Raw genomic sequence first — 16,578 nt, forward strand, 5'->3', positions numbered from 1 at the left:
ATTCCGTTCGGATCAGCCGACCCGCGCGCCCACCAGCAGCTCGATGTTCTCGGGCTTCCGCTCGAGCTCGCCGGCCTCGATCCGCCGGGCCAGCTCGACCACGAGCTCGTTGGCCGGCGCCGATCCGCCCACCTTGGCCTGCTCGTCGACGACCAGGCCGTTGATCTCGTGCACCTCGTTGCGGCGCCCCTTCATCCAGTCCTGCAGCGACGTCGTGCGGGTCGTCGGCGACGAGAAGCGGCGCAGCACCTGCTCGAACAGCTGCTCGGCGAAGACGTCCGGGTCGTCGAGGGCGGCCTCGGTCATGCCGAAGATGGGTCGCAGCTTGCTGCCCGAGGCTACCGCCGTGCGCGCGGCCTCGCTGCCGCAGCGCAGCATGAACTCGTACATGCCGGGCACCTGCACGGCCTTGGCGAGCTCGAGGTCGAGGATCGCCGAGGGCACGAGCTCGGCGGCGTTGACGATCAGCTTTCCCCACTTCGAGGAGCGGATGTCGTCCGACACCTCGACGGTGCCGGCGTGGCCGAGCACCTCGGCCACCTCCTGCTCGCGCCCCTCGACGGCCGGGTGGATGCCGCCGATCGCGAACCAGGCGTGCTCGGGCGGCGTCTCGCGGTTGACGACACCGGGCTCCCACATGTTCGACGCGACCTCGATCACGGCGCCGAGCGTGCGCTCCGGGCCCATGATGTCGGCGATGTCGTCGAGCGACATCCCGTTCTGCAGGCCCACGACCAGGCCGGTCGGCTTGACGAGCGGCTTGATCAGCTCGCAGGCCCAGCGGGTGTCGTAGGCCTTCACGACGATGAAGACGATGTCGAAGGGCTCGCGGAGCTCGGCGACCTCGTAGAGGTGGCGCACCTCGACCCGGGTGTTCTCGGTGCGGTCGGGCATCACGACGGTGATGCCGTTCTCGCGCATGGCCTCGACGTGCGCCGGCCACTGCTCGATGAAGGTGACGTCGAGTCCGGCACGGGTGAGGTCGGCGGCGATGCCGGCGCCGTTGGCGCCTGTTCCGACGAAGGCGATCTTGGGGGAGGTCATCGGCGCTGATACCTGCTTTCCGTTCGCTATTAATGAACAGTGGCCATGCTAACCCGGGGTCGAGGCCGGTGAACAGGGGTCAAGCGTTCATTTGAGCTACACAAAAGCACCCCTCGCCTCGCAATCCGGTCGGAGTTCGGCCACGCGGCACCCGACCGCCGTATTGTGTGGCCATGGCAGCGGAGTTGACGCTTGGCGCAGAAGAAGAGCTCCACCTGATCGATCTCGGTAGCGGGAAGCTGTCGGCGCGCGCGCCACAGATCCTGTCGCGGCTGCCCTCGGAGAACTACTCGGCCGAGATCCAGCGCACCACCGTCGAGACCAACACCGACGTGGTGACGGGGCTCGACGGTCTCCGCGACGAGATCCTGAGGCTCCGCCGCGGGGTGATCGAGGCCGCCGCACCCGACGGCGTCGGCATCGCCTGCGTCGGCACCGCACCCCGCTCCGAGTTCGCCGACTTCGAACTCACCACGACGGGCCGCTACGGGCGGATGCAGGAGCAGTACCGCCTGCTGGTCGACGAGCAGCTGATCTGCGGCACGCAGATCCACGTCGGCGTCTCCGACCGCGACCTCGCCGTCGACATCTCCCAGCGGGTGGCCCGCGACCTCCCCGTGCTCCTGGCCGTCTCGGCCAGCTCGCCGTACTGGAACGGGCACGACACCGGGTACTCGAGCATCCGCTCGATCATCTGGCAGCGCTGGCCGAGCGCCGGCGCCACCGGGCCGCTCGGGTCGGCCGCCGAGTACGACGAGCTGCTCGCCGACCTGCTCGCCACCGGTGTGATCGCCGACAGCAAGATGGCCTACTTCGAGGTGCGCCCCTCGTCGCACGCCCCCACGCTCGAGCTGCGCGTCTGCGACGCCTGCCCGATCGTCGACGACGCCGTGCTGATCGCGGGCCTGTTCCGCGCCTCCGTGCGCGCCGCCGAGCTCGACATCGAGACCGGGCTGCCGTTCGTGCCGCAGGCCGCGCCCGTGCACCGGGCCGCGATGTGGCAGGCCGCGCGCGGTGGACTCACCGGCGACCTGCTCGACGACACCGCGCATCCACGGCCGACCGCCGCCGCCCACGCGGTGCGGCACCTGATCCGGCGGCTTCGCCCCCAGCTCGAGGAGCTCGGCGACTACGAGCAGGTCTCCTGGCTGGCCGAGACGCTCCTCGCCCGCGGCAACTCGGCCGACCGCCAGCGCGCCGCCTTCGCCGAGCGGGGCGACCTGGCCGCCGTGGTCAAGCTCGTCGTCGAGGAGACGCACGGGCCGGCCGGCGGCATCCCGCCCGCGGCGCCCGCGCTCCGCACCTACCGCACCCGCGCCGGAGACGAGGCCGTGGGCCCAGGCTCGCGACCGCGGCCCGCCTACGAGTCGATCGTCGCCCACTACGAGCAGCTCGACCCGGCCCTCGTCGCCGAGCGGATGGCGGCCGTCACCGACTGGACGCGCACGCACGGCCTCACCTTCGGCGTCGACGGCGAGGTGCGCGACTTCGCGGTCGACCTCGTGCCCCGCGTCATCCAGGCGCACGAGTGGAAGCAGATCGGCGCCGGGCTCGAGCAGCGGGCCCGGGCGCTCGAGGCGTTCCTCGACGACATCTACGGCGAGCAGCGGATCGTGGCCGACGGGCTGATCCCGCCGAGTGCGATTCAGGATGCGCCGGGCTGGTGCGACGAGGCCAGATCGCTGCCCAGCGGCACGGTCAGGGCCCCCGTCATGGGCTTCGACCTCGTGCGCAACGAGTTCGGCGGCTGGCGGGTGCTCGAGGACAACCTGCGGAATCCGAGCGGCGCGGCCTATTCGGTCGCCATCCGCCAGTTGATGGACGACGTCTCGACCGCGCCGCGGCCGGCCGGGATGCTCGACCCCTCGAGCCTGTCGGGGCTGCTCCGGCGGTCGGTGCTGCCGGCCGGCGGCACCGGCGCCCTCGTCTCGACGGGCCCCGGCAGCACCGCGTGGTTCGAGCACCGTTCGCTCGCCGAGGGGGCGGGGCTCCGGCTGCTCGGTCTCGACGACCTCGAGGTGCGGGACGGCCGGGTGCTCGACCGCACCGACGGCACCGCGCTCGACGCCCTCTACCTCCGGCTCGACGTCGAGCTGCCGGATGCGCGGGACTCGTCCGGTTCCCCGATCGGCTCAGCGGTCATGGAGGTCGCCGCCGCGGGCCGCGTCTTCCTGGCCAATGCGCCCGGCAACGGGATCGCCGACGACAAGGCCATGTACTGCAACGTGCCCGGACTGATCGGCTACTACCTCGACGAGCGCCCGCTGCTCGAGCAGGTGCCGACCTACCGCACGAGCGACGAGACCGAGCGCCGGGGCGTGCTCGAGCGGGTCGGCGAGCTGGTGACCAAGCCGGTGGACGGGCACGGCGGCGAGGGCGTGCTGATCGGCCCGGCCGCGTCGGCCGCCGAGGTCGCCGCCCGGCGTGCCGAGATCGCGGCCGACCCGGCGAACTGGGTGGCGCAGGAGGTGGTGGCGCTGTCGTCGCATCCGACGTTCGTGGAAGGCGCGGGGATCGTGCCGGCGCAGGCCGCCGGGGAGGTCATCGCTCCGGTCTCGCTGCTCGAACCGCGGCACGTCGACCTCCGGGTGTTCGTCTACGCGACGGCCGACGGGTGGGAGCTCGCCGACCTCGCCCTCACCCGGGTCGCCCCCGGTGGGAGCATGGTCGTCAACTCCTCGCGCGGCGGCGGAGCGAAGGACACCTGGATCGTGACCGAGGATCAGCCGCTGGTCGTGGCCGATGCGGCGCGGCAGGCGGCGGAGCGGCTGTCCGGGCAGGCGGCGGTGGCGCGGCAGCCAGCGGCTCGCCAGGTGGCGACCGAGCAGGCCGAGCCGGCCGAGCATCCGGCGACTGCGCAGACCGAGCCGGTTGAGCATCCATCGACCGAGCCGCCCGAGCAAACGGCCGGCCCCACCGGCCAGGAGGAGGTGCCCGATGTGCGGAATCGCGGGTGAGCTGCGGTTCGACGGCCGCAGCGCCGATCTCGGCGTCGTCGAGCGGATGACCGCGTGCCAGAACCACCGCGGCCCGGACGGTTCCGGCCTCTGGTCCGAGGGCGGGGTCGCGCTCGGCCACCGCCGGCTCTCGATCATCGACCTCAGCGCCGCCGGCAGCCAGCCGATGATCGACCTCGACCTCGGGCTCTCGATCGTCTTCAACGGGTGCATCTACAACCACCGCGAACTGCGCGCCGAGCTCGAGGGCCACGGCCACCGCTTCTTCTCCACCTCCGACACCGAGGTGATCGGCAAGGCCTACGCCCAGTGGGGCAGCGACTGCGTCGACCACCTGCTCGGCATGTTCGCCTTCGTGATCGTGGAGCAGGCATCCGGTCGCATCATGATGGCCCGCGACCGCCTCGGCATCAAGCCGCTCTACCTCGACGAGCGGCCCGGCCGGCTGCGATTCGCCTCGACCCTGCCGGCGCTCCTGCAGGCCGGCGACGTCGACACCTCGATCGACCGCACGGCCCTGGAGTACTACCTCACGTTCCACTCCGTCGTGCCGGCGCCGCGCACGATCCTGAACGGCATCACGAAGCTGCCGCCCGCGACCGTGCGGCTGATCGACGCCGACGGGCGCACGACCGACCACGTCTACTGGCGGCCCGAGTTCGACCGCGACCCCGGCCGCGCCGACTGGACCGGCCGCGACTGGGAGGACGCGCTGATCACGAGCCTCCGCACCTCGGTCGAGCGGCGGATGGTCGCCGACGTCCCGGTCGGCGTGCTGCTCTCGGGCGGCATCGACTCGAGCCTCGTGGTGGCCCTGCTCGCCGAGGCGGGCCAGACCGATCTCGCGACCTTCAGCATCGGGTTCGACTCCGCGGGAGGCGAGTCCGGCGACGAGTTCGAGTACTCCACCCTGGTCGCCGAGCGCTTCGGCACCGACCACCACCGCATCGCGATCGACAGCTCGCGGTTGCTGCCCGGCATCGACGGCGCCGTGCGCGCGATGAGCGAGCCCATGGTCAGCCACGACTGCGTGGCGTTCTACCTGCTCTCGGAGGACGTGTCGAAGTCGGTGAAGGTCGTGCAGTCCGGGCAGGGCGCCGACGAGGTGCTGGGCGGGTACGACTGGTATCCGCCGCTCGCCGGGGTTCCGCGCGACCAGGCCGCCGAGGCCTACGCCGAGGTGTTCTTCGACCGGCGCCGGCCGGCGCTCGGCGGCATCCTCGCGCCCGAGTGGCTCGACGCGACCTCGGATGCCGCGACCGACTTCATCCGGGCCCGGTTCGCCGAGCCCGGCGCCGAGACCTCGGTGGATGCGGCGCTCCGCAACGACACGACGATCATGCTCGTCGACGATCCGGTGAAGCGGGTCGACAACATGACGATGGCCTGGGGGCTCGAGGCGCGCGTGCCCTTCCTCGACCACGAGTTCGTGGAGCTGGTCGCGCGCATCCCACCCGAGCTGAAGCTCGCCGACGGCGGCAAGGGCGTGCTCAAGCGGGCGAGCCGCGGCATCGTGCCGGACGAGGTGATCGACCGCACGAAGGGGTACTTCCCGGTGCCGGCGATCCGTCAGCTCGAGGGGCCGTACCTTGATCGGGTGCGGGATGCGCTGACCGATCCGGCGGCCCGTTCGCGCGGGCTGTACGACGGGAGTACGGTCGAGCGGATGCTCAGGACACCGAACGAGACCCGCACCACCCTCGGCTCGAATGCGCTCTGGCAGCTGGCGCTGCTGGAGATGTGGCTGCAGGAGCAGGGCATCCGATGACGGGGCGGCACGCGGCCGTGGGGGCGGGTGCTGCGGGGGCGGGTGCTGCGGGGGCGGGTGCTGCGGGGGCTGGTGCTGCGGGGGCTGGTGCTGCTGGGGCGGCGGTCGCTGACGGCACAGCGGCGGGTGCCGCCGGGCTCGGCACCGCCGATGAGTTCGCCGCCGCGCTGGTCGGGGCCTGGGGCAGCTGGGGCCCGTCGATGACGCCGGATGCCGACCGGGTCGCCTTCTTGAGCGACCGCGGCGGCATCCCCGAGGTCTGGGTTCAGGATGTCGTGCCGGGCGCGACCGCGCGACGCGTCTCCTTCACGCACGACCCGGTCGTCGCCGTCAGCTGGTCGGCCGACTCGGCCTGGCTCGCCTGCGCGGTCGCGACCGACGGCGGCGTGCGCACGCAGGTCTGGGTCGTGCGCCCCGACGGCACCGACGCGCGCCGCATCTCCGGCCCGCCCGAGCGGCACGCCGAGCTCGGCCCGTGGACCAGGAGCGGTCACCGCGTGGTCGTCACCATCCCCTCGACCGAGGTCGCCGAGCCGACCCGCGCGTTCCTGGCCGACCCCGCGACCGGGGAGCTGCATCCGCTGGCCGAGGGCGAGCTCATCCACGTGCTCGACCTGTCGGCGGCCGAGCGGATGCTCGTGCTCCGCGACGGGCGTCGCGGCCACGAGTTCGCGGTGGTGGTCGACCGGGCGACCGACACCGATCATCCGGTGATGCCGTACCCGGCGACCGGGGCGACGGATGTCGCGTTCATCCGCCCCTCGCCCCCCGGGCAGGAGGCGCCGGCGGTCGTCTACGCCGCGACGGAGGTCGGGCTGCCACGGCGGCAGCTCGTGGCGATGCCCGTCGATCCCGACGACTGGAGCCGCACCCCGGTGGTGCTGGCCGAGCGCCCCGATGCCGAGCTCGAGGAACTGGATGCGGATGACGCGGGCCGCCTGCTGCTGCTGGTCTGGAACGTGGCCGGCCGCAGCGAGCTCGAGCTGTACGACACGGCGACCGGCAGTTCACGGGCTGTGCCCGGGTTGCCGGGGGCGGTGGCGACGAGTCCGGTGCTGAGTCGTGACGGGTCGCGGGTGCTGCTGGCGGTCGAGGGCCCGACGCGGCCGCGGGAGCTGTGGCAGCTCGAGACGTCGTCGCTGGCCTGGTCGCGGGTGAGCGAGGTGCCGCGGCTGCCGGAGCTCGCGCTCGTGGAGCCGACGCTCGAGCGGTACGCGTCGCTCGACGGGCTCGAGATCACCGGGTGGTTGTACCGGGCTGGCGGTGCCGGCGGGGCTGGCGGTGCCGGTGCTGGCGGGGCTGCCGGCGCGGGTGCTGGTGCTGGTGCGGGTGCGGGTGCGGCCATGCTGCATCTGCACGGCGGGCCCGAGTCGCAGGAGCGGCCGACGTTCAGTCCGCAGCACCAGGTGATGGTCGCATCCGGGATCACGGTGTTCGCGCCGAACGTGCGCGGGTCGTCGGGGTTCGGGCGCGAGTTCGTGCACGCCGACGACGTGCGGAAGCGGCAGGGCGCGTTCGACGACGTGACCGCAGCGGCGCGGATGCTCGTGGAGCGCGGCATCGCGGATCCGGCCCGCATCGCGGTGACCGGCCGGAGCTACGGCGGGTACCTGACGCTCGCGGCGCTCGCCTTCACGCCCGGCGTCTTCGCGGCCGGCGTGGACATCTGCGGAATGTCGCACATGCTCACCTTCTACGCCGAGACCGAGCCGTGGATCGCGGCGGCGGCGGTGACGAAGTACGGGCATCCGGAGCACGACAAGAAGTTCTTGCGGTCGATCTCGCCGCTCGCGAAGGCCGATCAGATCGAGGTGCCGCTGCTCGTGGTGCACGGGGAGCTCGACACGAACGTGCCGATCGGCGAGGCGCACCGGATCGTGGCGGCGCTGCGCGAGCTCGGCCGCCCGGTCGAGTACCTCGAGCTGGCGGGCGAGGGGCACGAGTACCGTCGTGCCGACTCGCGGCTGCGGCTCGTGCTGGCGATGCGCGACTTCTTGGCCCCCGCCCTCTCCTGACCCGCCCGCCCCACCCCGCGCATCCCGGCCGTCCCACCCACCCCGCAGGTCCCACCCACCTCGCGCGTCCCACCCCTCCCCGCGCATCCCACCCCCACCCCTTCGCCGAGAAGTCACTTTCACGTCCAAATCCCGGCGTTTAGACGTGAAAGTGACTTCTCGGCGGGGTGGGAGGTGGGCTCGCGGGGTGGGAGGTGGGTGGCGCGGGGTCAGGCCGGGACGAGGGTGCGGGCCCGGGGCATGCGGAGGGCGAAGACCGAGGCCGCCGCCATGAGCACGAACGCCGACGCGAATGCGGCCGGGAACCCGAAGGCGTCGACGAGCAGCCCGGCGACCAGCGGGCCGGCGATGGCTCCCGCATCGGCCACCGCCTGGAAGACCGCGACCGGCTGCCCGCCTCGCCCGCCCGCCGCATCCCCCACCGAGGCGGCCGGCGCCGTGCCCATGAACGCGGCCGCCACGCCGTAGACGCAGAGCAGCACGATCAGCACGCCGATGTTCGGCACGAACGGGATGGCGAGCATGACCACGGCCCCCACCGCGAACGACGCGATGATCGCCGGACGGCGGCCGACCGAGTCGACGAAGCGGCCCGCCGGCAGCAGCGCCAAGGTCTGCGCGACGGCGGCGACCGCGAAGGCGATGCCCGTCCAGGCCGGTTCGCGGTGCAGCACCTCGACGACGAGCACCGGCACGAGGGCGCTCCGCACGCCCATCGCCGCCCACCCCTGGGCGAGGTTGGCGAGCAGGGCGGACTGGTACCGCGGATCTCTCAGCACCTGCCGCATCGGCCGGGGCTCCTCGCGCGGGATGCTGGGGTCGGCCGGGGCGTGGCGTTTGAGAAGGGCGAGGCCCACGGCTCCGGCGACGACGAGGGTACCGGCGTAGAAGAAGAACGGGGCGTGCAGCGAGATGCCCGAGAGCAGGCCGCCGACTGCGGGGCCGGCCATCCCGCCGATCAGGAAGCCGCCCTGGTAGAACCCGACCGCCCGGCCGCGCACCTCGGGCGAGGTCGAGGCGAGCAGCAGCGTCATCGCCGAGACCGAGAACATCGCCGAGCCGATGCCGCCGGCGCCGCGGAGCAGGAGCACCTGCGGGTAGTCCTGCGCGAGGCCGACGAGGGCGCTCGAGACCGCGACGATGCCGATGCCGGTCGCGAGGATGACGCGCTCACCCGCGAAGTCGATCAGCTTGCCCACGAACGGGTTGGCCACCAGCCGCATCACCGCGAAGGCCGAGACCACCGCGCCGACCTCGAAGTAGCCGACGCCGAAGCTGCGCACGTAGACCGGCAGCACGGGCACGACCACGCCGAACCCGAGCATCACGAAGAACGCGACGACCCCCAGCACCACGACGTCGCGGGGCAGCGCGGGGCCGTTGCCCCAGGCGAGGCGGCGGATGAGGGTGGATGCGCGGGACACCGCTCCAGCGTACGTCGCCCCACCGACGCCCACGCCCGCCAGGGCGCGCGGTGCCCGTGCGCGGTGCCGTCGGCCGCGGCGAGCGCCGGGTCAGTCCCGGGAGGGGGTGGGAGTGGTCGGGGCGGCGGCTGCGTCGGCGCGGGGCGGGGCGGATGCGAGGTGGCCGCCGCGAGCGCCGGATCGGTCGCTGGTTGCGGCGAGAGTGAGGCCAGTCGGAAGCAGGCGGAGGCCGGCTCGGGGAAGGTGCGGGGCGGGCGCCGCGAGCGCTAGACGAATTTCGGGGGCGCAGCGAGCGCCAGACAGACGCAGGACGGCCGTCGCGAGCGCCGGGTCAGTCGCGGGTGGCCGCCGGAGTGGTTGGGACGGCGGCCGCGAACCAGGCCAGGGCGTCGCGGGCCTCGAGGGTGAAGGTGGCACCGACGAAGTCGTGGAAGCCGTCGGGGTAGATGCGCAGCTCGGCATCCGTGCCGGCGGCCCGAGCCTTCCGCGCGAACGCCCGCACGTCGGGCACGAAGATCTCCTTCCCGCCCACCACCGCACGGATCGGCGGCAGCCCCGCCAGCGCGTCGGCGATCGGACTCACGACCGGGTCGTCCGCGCTGCGCGAGCCACGCCAGAGGTCGCCGGCCAGTCGCAGGGTGCCGGCTCCGAGCATCCGGTCACCCGGTTCGAGGGGTGGGATGCCGGGGTTCTCGAGCCGCACGTCGACCCACGGCGAGATGAGCAGGAGCGCGTCCGGGGGCGGCGCGCCCTCGTCGCGGAGCTCCATCGCCAGCGCGAGCGCGAGCCCCCCGCCCGCCGAGTCCCCGGCGATCAGCACCGGCCCGTCGGTGCGAGCGCGCACCTCGTCGTAGACCTCGCGCAGCAGCGGCAGCGCGTCGTCGACCGTGTGCCAGGGGGCGAGGCCGTAGAGCGGGACGGTCACCCGCGCATCCATCCGCCGCACCAGCTGCTCGATGATCGCCCAGTGCGCCCCGAGCAGCGGGTTCACGTAGGCGCCGCCGTGCAGGTACACGATCTCGGCCGCCGGCGAGGCGGCACCCGCGGGGTCGACGGGACCAGCGCCCGCACCAGCACGAGCGGCACCACCACCGGCACCGGCACCACCGGTATCGGCACGGGCACCGACGGCGGCGCCCCCACCACCTCGCGGCGTCAGCGTGATGACCGGCCGGCCGTGGCGGGTGGTGGTCTCAATGTGGCACAGCCGTTCGAGTCGCTTCGGGATGCGCGCGGGCTCCGGGTACGGCCGGTCGAGCCACGCGGCGCGCCTCTCGGCCGGCTCGGCCTGCCCCCGCCGGGCCGAGAAGACGACCCCCGCGGCGAACCGCGTCAACCGCATCGCGATGGTCATGCCGCTCCAGTCCGGCGAGCCCCGCCGCCTCCCGTCACCGTACTCCCGCACTCCCGCACTCCCGCGAGCCGGCCGGCGGGTTCGATGTCCGATCGCGACACGGCCCAGGGCCCGTCAGCCGCAGCTCACGTCGAGGCAAGAACCGCACTGGCCGCCAGGGCGAGCGCGAGGCCGATGATCTGGATGAGCGTCAGACGCTCCCGAAGCACGATCGCCGCGAGGATCACGGTTCCGATCGGATACAGGGCGTTGAGAACACTGACCAGCGGGAGGACATCCGCGGACGCCCCCGAGTGCAGGGCGGCCTGGATGAGGACGTTCGCGGAGGCGTCGAGCGTGCCGCAGATCGCGAGCTGCAGCCACAAGCCGCCTCGTCGACCCGGCGACCAGGCGGCGGCGGTGCGAGAGGTGGCGGCAGCGGCAGAAGTGGCGGCAGTGGCAGCCCCCCGCCGTCCTCGTTCACGGCCGGCGACCCCGGCGACCACGGCGACGCCGATCCACATCACAACGGCTTGCACGACGCGTGCGACGACGAGGGGCGCCAGCCCGTCCTCGGGTGTCGTCGCAGCATAGGCGAGCACGAGCCCGCCGAACCCGCAGCCCGCGGCGACCGCCGTGAGAAGCCCGCGACCGGTGAGCCGCGCGCCGGAACGATCCTTCACGGCGCCGACCAGCCCCACGGCGACGACGGCCACGACGACCGCCGCGATGCCGAGGCCGGTGAGCCGCGAACCCGCGAAGAGCAGGCCGACGCCCACCGGGACGATGACCGACACCACGGATGTCACGGGCGAGAGCACGCTCATCGGACCGACCGCGAGAGCGGTGTAGAGCATGAGCACTCCCAGCGAGCCCGCGATCCCGGCGACGGTGCCCCAGAGGAGCGCATCCGCTGAGAACCGGCCGCCCAGCACCGCGAGACCGACGGCGAGCGGCACCAGTCCGATGAGCGCCGCCCAGGCGGTCGCGACGATCGGGCGGATCGATCGCGACGCCAGCCCGCCCAGGAAGTCGGCGAACCCGTACGCCAGCGCTCCGGACAGTCCCAGGAGAATCGTCATCGGCCCGGCCCGAACTCGCGGTGCGAATCGCTCATACAGTCATTCTCTCCACAGCGGTCGGACCGGCAACGAGACGCTCGGGCGAACGAGCTGTCGCCTCGCCAGCCCCAACCGCCGGCCGACCGGAATCGTGCGGCTACGAGCCGGGTCGATCGGTCCCGGCCGCTTCCGCAGCCGCCGCTGCCGCCGCCGCGTCACGCACCGCCGCGAGCACGAGGGGGTCGGCACAGCCGCCCGCGAAACCGCGGATGCGCCGGTCCATGTCGCGCTGCAGAACGACGGTGCCGATGCGCTCGGCGAGCGGCGCCAGCCACTTGGGCCGGCAGGCGAAGTTGTAGCGCCAGACGGCGAGGGTGCTTCCCGGGTCGCCGGCGACGGGCGTGAACTTCCATCCGCCCGCGAGGCGCTCGAAGAACCAGGAGCCCTTCGTCATCTTCATGCCCACGTTCGACGGCGGGTTGTAGGAGACGTACTCGCTCTCCATCCGGAACCCGAATCGCTGCACGGTGAACGTCCTCACGCCCTTGGCCGGCAGGGTCGCCCCGCCGACGAAGTACTGGCGACGGATGAAGGGGTCCCATCGCTTGCGGGTGGCGCCGGTGGTCTGCGAGACCGCGAACGCGACATCCGGAGCCACGGGGACGACACAGCGGGACTCGACGACGGGCATGGCCTCATCGTCGCACGCCCGCCGCACCCGCGCAGCGTCGCACGCCCGCCGCGCCCCCGCACGGTCGCGCCGCCACACCACGCCCAATCACCCGAAGCCCTAAGCTCGAGGGCGCAGCGTATTCTTCGTCGCGCGCAAGAGCCCGCATCAGCTCGTATCGGAGAGATCTCGTCATGGCGATCAGAGGTGTGCCCCGCATCCCCGCCGGAATCGGTGAACGACCGCGGCTGACCCGTCGCTTCGACGGGCCCGAGCCGCTCGTTCTCGCGCAGGCGCCCGCGGGCTACGGCAAGAGCGTCGCCATGGCCCAGTGGGCGACCGCGACCGACGCCGACGGACTCTGGCTGCAGCTGCGCGAAGGCAACGCGAGCACCGCTGCGCTCGTGCAGCATCTCGCCGTCGAGCTGCTGGCCGCGGGGCTGATCGACGACGCGAACCCGCTGCGCTGGGGCTCCGAGGCGCTCGCCGGCGGGGCGGACGCGTGGGGCCTGCTGCGCCACGGACTCCGGATGATCGGCCGCCCCCTCACCCTGGCCTTCGACGGCCTCGACCGGCTGAGCGACGAAAGTCTCACCGGCCTCGCCGATCTCGTCTTCGAGCTGCCCGAGCTGCGCGTGCGTGGCACCGCCCGGCGCTCCGGGCCCCTGCACGAACCCGCTCTCGCCCTGAAGCTCGACGTGACGATCATCGGCGCCATCGAACTGGCGATGACCGAGGCCGAGATCCGGGCGGCACTGGGGGCGGATGCCGACGCGACGACGATCGCGCGGATCGTCGAGAACGGCGGCCTCCCCGTCGTCACCCGGCTGCTGAGCCGCGAGACAAGCGGCGAGACGAGCGGCCTGAAGAACGGCGAGGCCGACCCCGCCTCCCTGACCGGATCGATCGAGCACGTCGTCGACTCGCTCATCGCCGCCGAGCTCGCCTCCGGCCACTGGGACGCGCCCCTCGTGCGCTTCGTGCAGGCGACCTCGATCGCCCAGTCCTTCGACGCCTCGCTGGCCGCCGAACTGGCCGCCGTCGCCGGGGTGCTGAGCTCTCCCGCCGGCCCAAACGGTGAGGATGCGGCCCTCTCCGCGGTCGCCGAGTGGATCGACCGGGCCGAGTCCGAGGGGCTGGGACTCCGCACCGGCAGCACGAACGCGGCCTTCACCTACACACCCGTGATCCGGGAGGGGTTCGAACGCCGCCTCCGCGCCGAGAACCCCGGACTCGCCGCCGAGCTCACCCGCCGCGTGGCCCGCCGGGAGCTCGCCGACGGCCAACCCTTCCTGGCGCTCCGCCGCGCGGTCGAGTTGCGCGACTGGGAGCTCGCCTCCCGCGTCATCCGCGGCTACTGGAACGAACTGCTGCGCAACCACGGCCCCCAGCTCCGCACGCTCTTCCACGGCACGTCGCTCGGCGTCCTCCGGCGGCAGCCGTTCGTGACCATGCTGCTCGCCTTGGACTACAACCGTGACGGCCACCACCGGCTGCGGGCGCTGGAGTACTTCGCCCTCGCCTCTCACGCAGCCCGCACCCAGCGCGCGAGCGCGAGCCCGGCCGACCGCGCCGTGCTGCGCTCCATCGAGACGGCCGCGCTGCGCGTCAGCGGACGACTCGACGGCGCCGTCACCGCCGCGCTCGACGGCCGCGACATCCTGCTCGCGATGAGTCCCGACGACCGCGACCAGCTCGGGCGCACCGAACCGACCCTGCACAACCAGATCGGCACGTCCCTCTTCTACGCCGGCCGCACCGAGGAGGCCCTCGAATCCTTCGCCCGGTCGACGGCGGTCGGCGCCTCGAAGGGGCTGAAGGGCGGGCTCCAGGGCCTGGCCCTCTCGGCCGGAACCCTGGCGATCACCGGCGACCTCGGCGAGGCGCGGGCCCTCATCCGAGAAGCGGATGCGCTCGACTGGCCCGAGGGCTGGATCACCGGCTACGCGGGCAGCTTCTACCAGGTCGCCGCCGCCTTCTCGGCGCTCGAGTCGTGGGACGCGGACGAGGCCGAGCGCCGCATCCGCCTGCTCGATCCGCACCGCGAGACGATCGAGCACTGGCCCCTGCTCGCCCACGTCGACGCGCTCATCGAGCTCACCCGGGGCAATCCGGATCGCGCGCGGATCAAGCTCGAGACCGAGATGCGCACGCAGCAACGGCGCCGCGCGCTCGCGTCGCAGACCGTCGCCCGTCTCGCACGCACGCGGTCGCTGATCGAACTCGCGGCCGGGCGGCATGCGGAGGCCGAGAAGATCCTCGGCAAGGCCAAGAACTCGCGGCACGGGATCGCACTCGCCCGGATCGCGCTGGCCCGCGCACAGCCGGAGGCGGCCCTCCGACTCCTGATGGGCGATCACCCCACGGGCGGCGAGGCCGCGTCGTCCCGCTCGCGCGCCGAGACCCTCGCGCTCCGGGCCGGTGCACTCGCCCTCGCCGGGGATCGGCAGCGCGCCGACGCCGCCCTCCGGCTGGCCGTCGAGTTCGCGGTGGACCGCCAGCAGGGTCTCGCGTTCGCGCTCGTGCCGACCGATGCGCTCGAGGCACTCGTCGGGATCGCGGCGCGAGGCGGGGAATCGGCATCGGCACCTGCATCGGCATCCGCATCGGCATCGGCATCGGCGGGGCAGGCGGTAGCGCTGCTCGAGGGTGCGTGCGCGCATCCCCTCGTGCGGTCGGTCGCGGTCGTGCCGACGCTCTCGCCGCGCGAGCTCGCGCTGGCCCGGGTGCTGCCGCGGGTGAGCCGCACCGCCGAGATGGCCCAGATCCTCTCGGTCTCGCCGAACACGGTCAAGACGCAGCTGCAGGGCCTCTACCGCAAGCTCGGGGTCTCGAACCGGGCCGAGGCGGTCAACGCGCTCTCGCTGATGCAGCTCAGCGACGAACCGGCCGACCTGGCTGACCCTGCCGACCCGCAGCGTCGAGCGGATTCGGATCCGTTCGGTTGAGGACCGGCCGCAGGAAGACCAGCGGCACCAGGGCGAGCAGCGCGACCGCACCGGCGATCAGGTACAGCGCTGTGTAGTTGTCCGTCGACCCGGAGAGCGGATCGCCGCCGGTCGCCGCGAAGACGGCGAGCGCGAGAGCGGGTGCGATGGTCTGCGGCAGCGTCTCGGCGATGTTGAAGACGCCGAGGTAGGTGCCGGTCTCGCCTGCCGGAACCGTGCGCAGTGCGAGTGCGAGGTCGACGGCGTAGAAGGTGCCGAGCGCGAGCCCGCCGATCGCGGCGCTGATCCAGAGCTGGGAGGTGGCGGCGCCCGTGTCGGTGCCGGTGCCGCTGCCGCTGCCGCTGCCGGTCACGGTCGCCCGGAGCACCGCCGCGACGACGAGCCCCAGCGAGACGACGAGGATGTACGGGCCGTAGCGCCCCCGCCGCGACGCCAGGAACCCGGCACCCAGAGCGGCCACGACCACCGAGGCCCCGCCGATCAGCGTCGTGAGCGCGACGACGGACGACCCCTTCTCGGCGTCGACCGCCATCCGCGACATCACGAAGAACAGCGTGAACGTGGTGACCAGCGAGAACGCCAGCTGCAGCAGGAAGCGCTGTACCCAGATCCACGCGAAGAGGCGGTGGCGACGGATGCCGGCCAGCCTCGAACGGGCCGCCGGCGCGACGGCGTCCGGCCGCGGGTCGTCCTGGCGCAGGTCGTCCTGGCGCAGGCCGTCCGGGCGGGAGCCGGCCCGGGCCGGGTCGCTCTGCCGCCCGCCCGTGCGCGACCGGCGCAGCGGCGCGTCCGTGAGGAACAGGCAGCAGACGATCACCACGACCACCGCCGCCACCGGCATCGCGAGCACCACGATCTCGAGCCGCGAGGGCACCACCGCGGCGAGGATGAGCGGGGGCAGGGTCCCGAGGAACGCCGCCGCCCCGAACACACCCGACGCCGACGCGCGCCGTCGCTCGCTCACCTGGTCGCCGAGCATCGCCGCGACCGCCGCGAGCGAGGCGTTGTAGGCGACCTGCGCGAGCACCCAGCCGACACCGAGGACGATCACCGAGTCGGCCTCGACGATGACGACGGATGCGACGAGCCCGACGACGACGCCCCCCAGCATCCAGGGCCGCCGACGGCCGAAGCGACCCGGCGTGCGGTCGGAGAGGAAGCCGAACAACGGGTTCGCCACGACGGAGGCGATCGCGCCACTGATCGTGATGGCGGCGAGCACCGAGGTGCGGTCGGGCTCCGCCACGAGCCGGGAGATCACGAGCGGCAGGCCCGTGACGAGCGGGGCGGTCAGAGACCCGAGCACCACGAGGTTGATCGCGGCGAACAGAACGACCCTGCGCATCCTCAGCCCCCGT

Annotated in this window: 10 protein-coding genes; 4 read left to right on the top strand and 6 right to left on the bottom strand. The window is 73.1% G+C overall.

The window, feature by feature from the left end:
• Positions 1-12 precede the first annotated feature (12 nt).
• The gene (locus tag HSO01S_RS06025) at positions 13-1,044 is read right to left on the bottom strand and encodes a ketopantoate reductase family protein (RefSeq protein WP_066039686.1); all 1,032 of its coding nucleotides are present in this window, start codon (positions 1,042-1,044) and stop codon (positions 13-15) included.
• A 173-nt stretch (positions 1,045-1,217) separates the two neighbouring features.
• On the opposite strand from HSO01S_RS06025, the gene HSO01S_RS06030 reads away from it, so the two are divergent.
• Genes HSO01S_RS06030 through HSO01S_RS06040 form a run of 3 tightly spaced genes read left to right on the top strand, consistent with a single transcriptional unit; the run spans position 1,218 to position 7,784 of the window.
• Positions 1,218-4,001: a glutamate--cysteine ligase gene (locus HSO01S_RS06030; protein ID WP_084361376.1), complete on the top strand. Its 2,784-nt coding sequence runs from the start codon at positions 1,218-1,220 to the stop codon at positions 3,999-4,001.
• On the top strand, positions 3,982-5,769 hold the full coding sequence (locus tag HSO01S_RS06035; protein ID WP_066039687.1) for an N-acetylglutaminylglutamine amidotransferase: 1,788 nt from the start codon (positions 3,982-3,984) through the stop codon (positions 5,767-5,769). The genes HSO01S_RS06030 and HSO01S_RS06035 overlap by 20 nt, the downstream gene beginning before the upstream one ends.
• Positions 5,766-7,784, top strand: a complete 2,019-nt coding sequence (locus tag HSO01S_RS06040; RefSeq protein WP_084361377.1) for a S9 family peptidase — start codon at positions 5,766-5,768, stop codon at positions 7,782-7,784. Before HSO01S_RS06035 ends, HSO01S_RS06040 begins: the two co-directional genes overlap by 4 nt.
• Positions 7,785-7,993: 209 nt before the next feature.
• Here HSO01S_RS06040 and HSO01S_RS06045 read toward each other — a convergent pair whose 3' ends face one another.
• The 4 genes from HSO01S_RS06045 to HSO01S_RS06060 all read right to left on the bottom strand — a co-directional run bounded on the left by HSO01S_RS06045 (position 7,994) and on the right by HSO01S_RS06060 (position 12,293).
• Positions 7,994-9,208, bottom strand: a complete 1,215-nt coding sequence (locus tag HSO01S_RS06045; RefSeq protein WP_084361378.1) for an MFS transporter — start codon at positions 9,206-9,208, stop codon at positions 7,994-7,996.
• A gap of 331 nt (positions 9,209-9,539) precedes the next feature.
• A complete protein-coding gene (locus tag HSO01S_RS06050) occupies positions 9,540-10,562 on the bottom strand; it encodes an alpha/beta hydrolase fold domain-containing protein (RefSeq protein ID WP_066039688.1) in 1,023 nt (340 codons plus the stop codon).
• Between the two features lie 125 nt (positions 10,563-10,687).
• Complete coding sequence (locus HSO01S_RS06055; protein ID WP_066039689.1) at positions 10,688-11,623, bottom strand: EamA family transporter; 936 nt, start codon at positions 11,621-11,623, stop codon at positions 10,688-10,690.
• A 136-nt stretch (positions 11,624-11,759) separates the two neighbouring features.
• Positions 11,760-12,293, bottom strand: a complete 534-nt coding sequence (locus HSO01S_RS06060; RefSeq protein WP_066039690.1) for an SRPBCC family protein — start codon at positions 12,291-12,293, stop codon at positions 11,760-11,762.
• A 173-nt stretch (positions 12,294-12,466) separates the two neighbouring features.
• On the opposite strand from HSO01S_RS06060, the gene HSO01S_RS19600 reads away from it, so the two are divergent.
• The gene (locus HSO01S_RS19600; RefSeq protein ID WP_066039691.1) at positions 12,467-15,220 is read left to right on the top strand and encodes a LuxR C-terminal-related transcriptional regulator; all 2,754 of its coding nucleotides are present in this window, start codon (positions 12,467-12,469) and stop codon (positions 15,218-15,220) included.
• On the opposite strand, the gene HSO01S_RS06070 is transcribed toward HSO01S_RS19600, so the two are convergent.
• The gene (locus HSO01S_RS06070; protein ID WP_066039692.1) at positions 15,147-16,565 is read right to left on the bottom strand and encodes an MFS transporter; all 1,419 of its coding nucleotides are present in this window, start codon (positions 16,563-16,565) and stop codon (positions 15,147-15,149) included. The two genes, HSO01S_RS19600 and HSO01S_RS06070, sit on opposite strands and share 74 nt — an antisense overlap.
• Between the last annotated feature and the right edge of the window lie 13 nt (positions 16,566-16,578).

The sequence above is a fragment of the Herbiconiux solani NBRC 106740 genome, from assembly GCF_001571005.1.
In the GTDB taxonomy this organism is placed as follows: domain Bacteria; phylum Actinomycetota; class Actinomycetes; order Actinomycetales; family Microbacteriaceae; genus Herbiconiux; species Herbiconiux solani.

Excerpts from the sequence above, each read along its gene's own strand:
- HSO01S_RS06030 (WP_084361376.1), top strand. The coding sequence starts at position 1,218 with ATGGCAGCGGAGTTGACGCTTGGCGCAGAAGAAGAGCTCCACCTGATC.
- HSO01S_RS06025 (WP_066039686.1), bottom strand. The coding sequence starts at position 1,044 with ATGACCTCCCCCAAGATCGCCTTCGTCGGAACAGGCGCCAACGGCGCC.
- HSO01S_RS06035 (WP_066039687.1), top strand. The coding sequence starts at position 3,982 with ATGTGCGGAATCGCGGGTGAGCTGCGGTTCGACGGCCGCAGCGCCGAT.
- HSO01S_RS06060 (WP_066039690.1), bottom strand. The coding sequence starts at position 12,293 with ATGCCCGTCGTCGAGTCCCGCTGTGTCGTCCCCGTGGCTCCGGATGTC.
- HSO01S_RS06070 (WP_066039692.1), bottom strand. The coding sequence starts at position 16,565 with ATGCGCAGGGTCGTTCTGTTCGCCGCGATCAACCTCGTGGTGCTCGGG.
- HSO01S_RS06050 (WP_066039688.1), bottom strand. The coding sequence starts at position 10,562 with ATGACCATCGCGATGCGGTTGACGCGGTTCGCCGCGGGGGTCGTCTTC.
- HSO01S_RS19600 (WP_066039691.1), top strand. The coding sequence starts at position 12,467 with ATGGCGATCAGAGGTGTGCCCCGCATCCCCGCCGGAATCGGTGAACGA.
- HSO01S_RS06055 (WP_066039689.1), bottom strand. The coding sequence starts at position 11,623 with ATGACGATTCTCCTGGGACTGTCCGGAGCGCTGGCGTACGGGTTCGCC.
- HSO01S_RS06040 (WP_084361377.1), top strand. The coding sequence starts at position 5,766 with ATGACGGGGCGGCACGCGGCCGTGGGGGCGGGTGCTGCGGGGGCGGGT.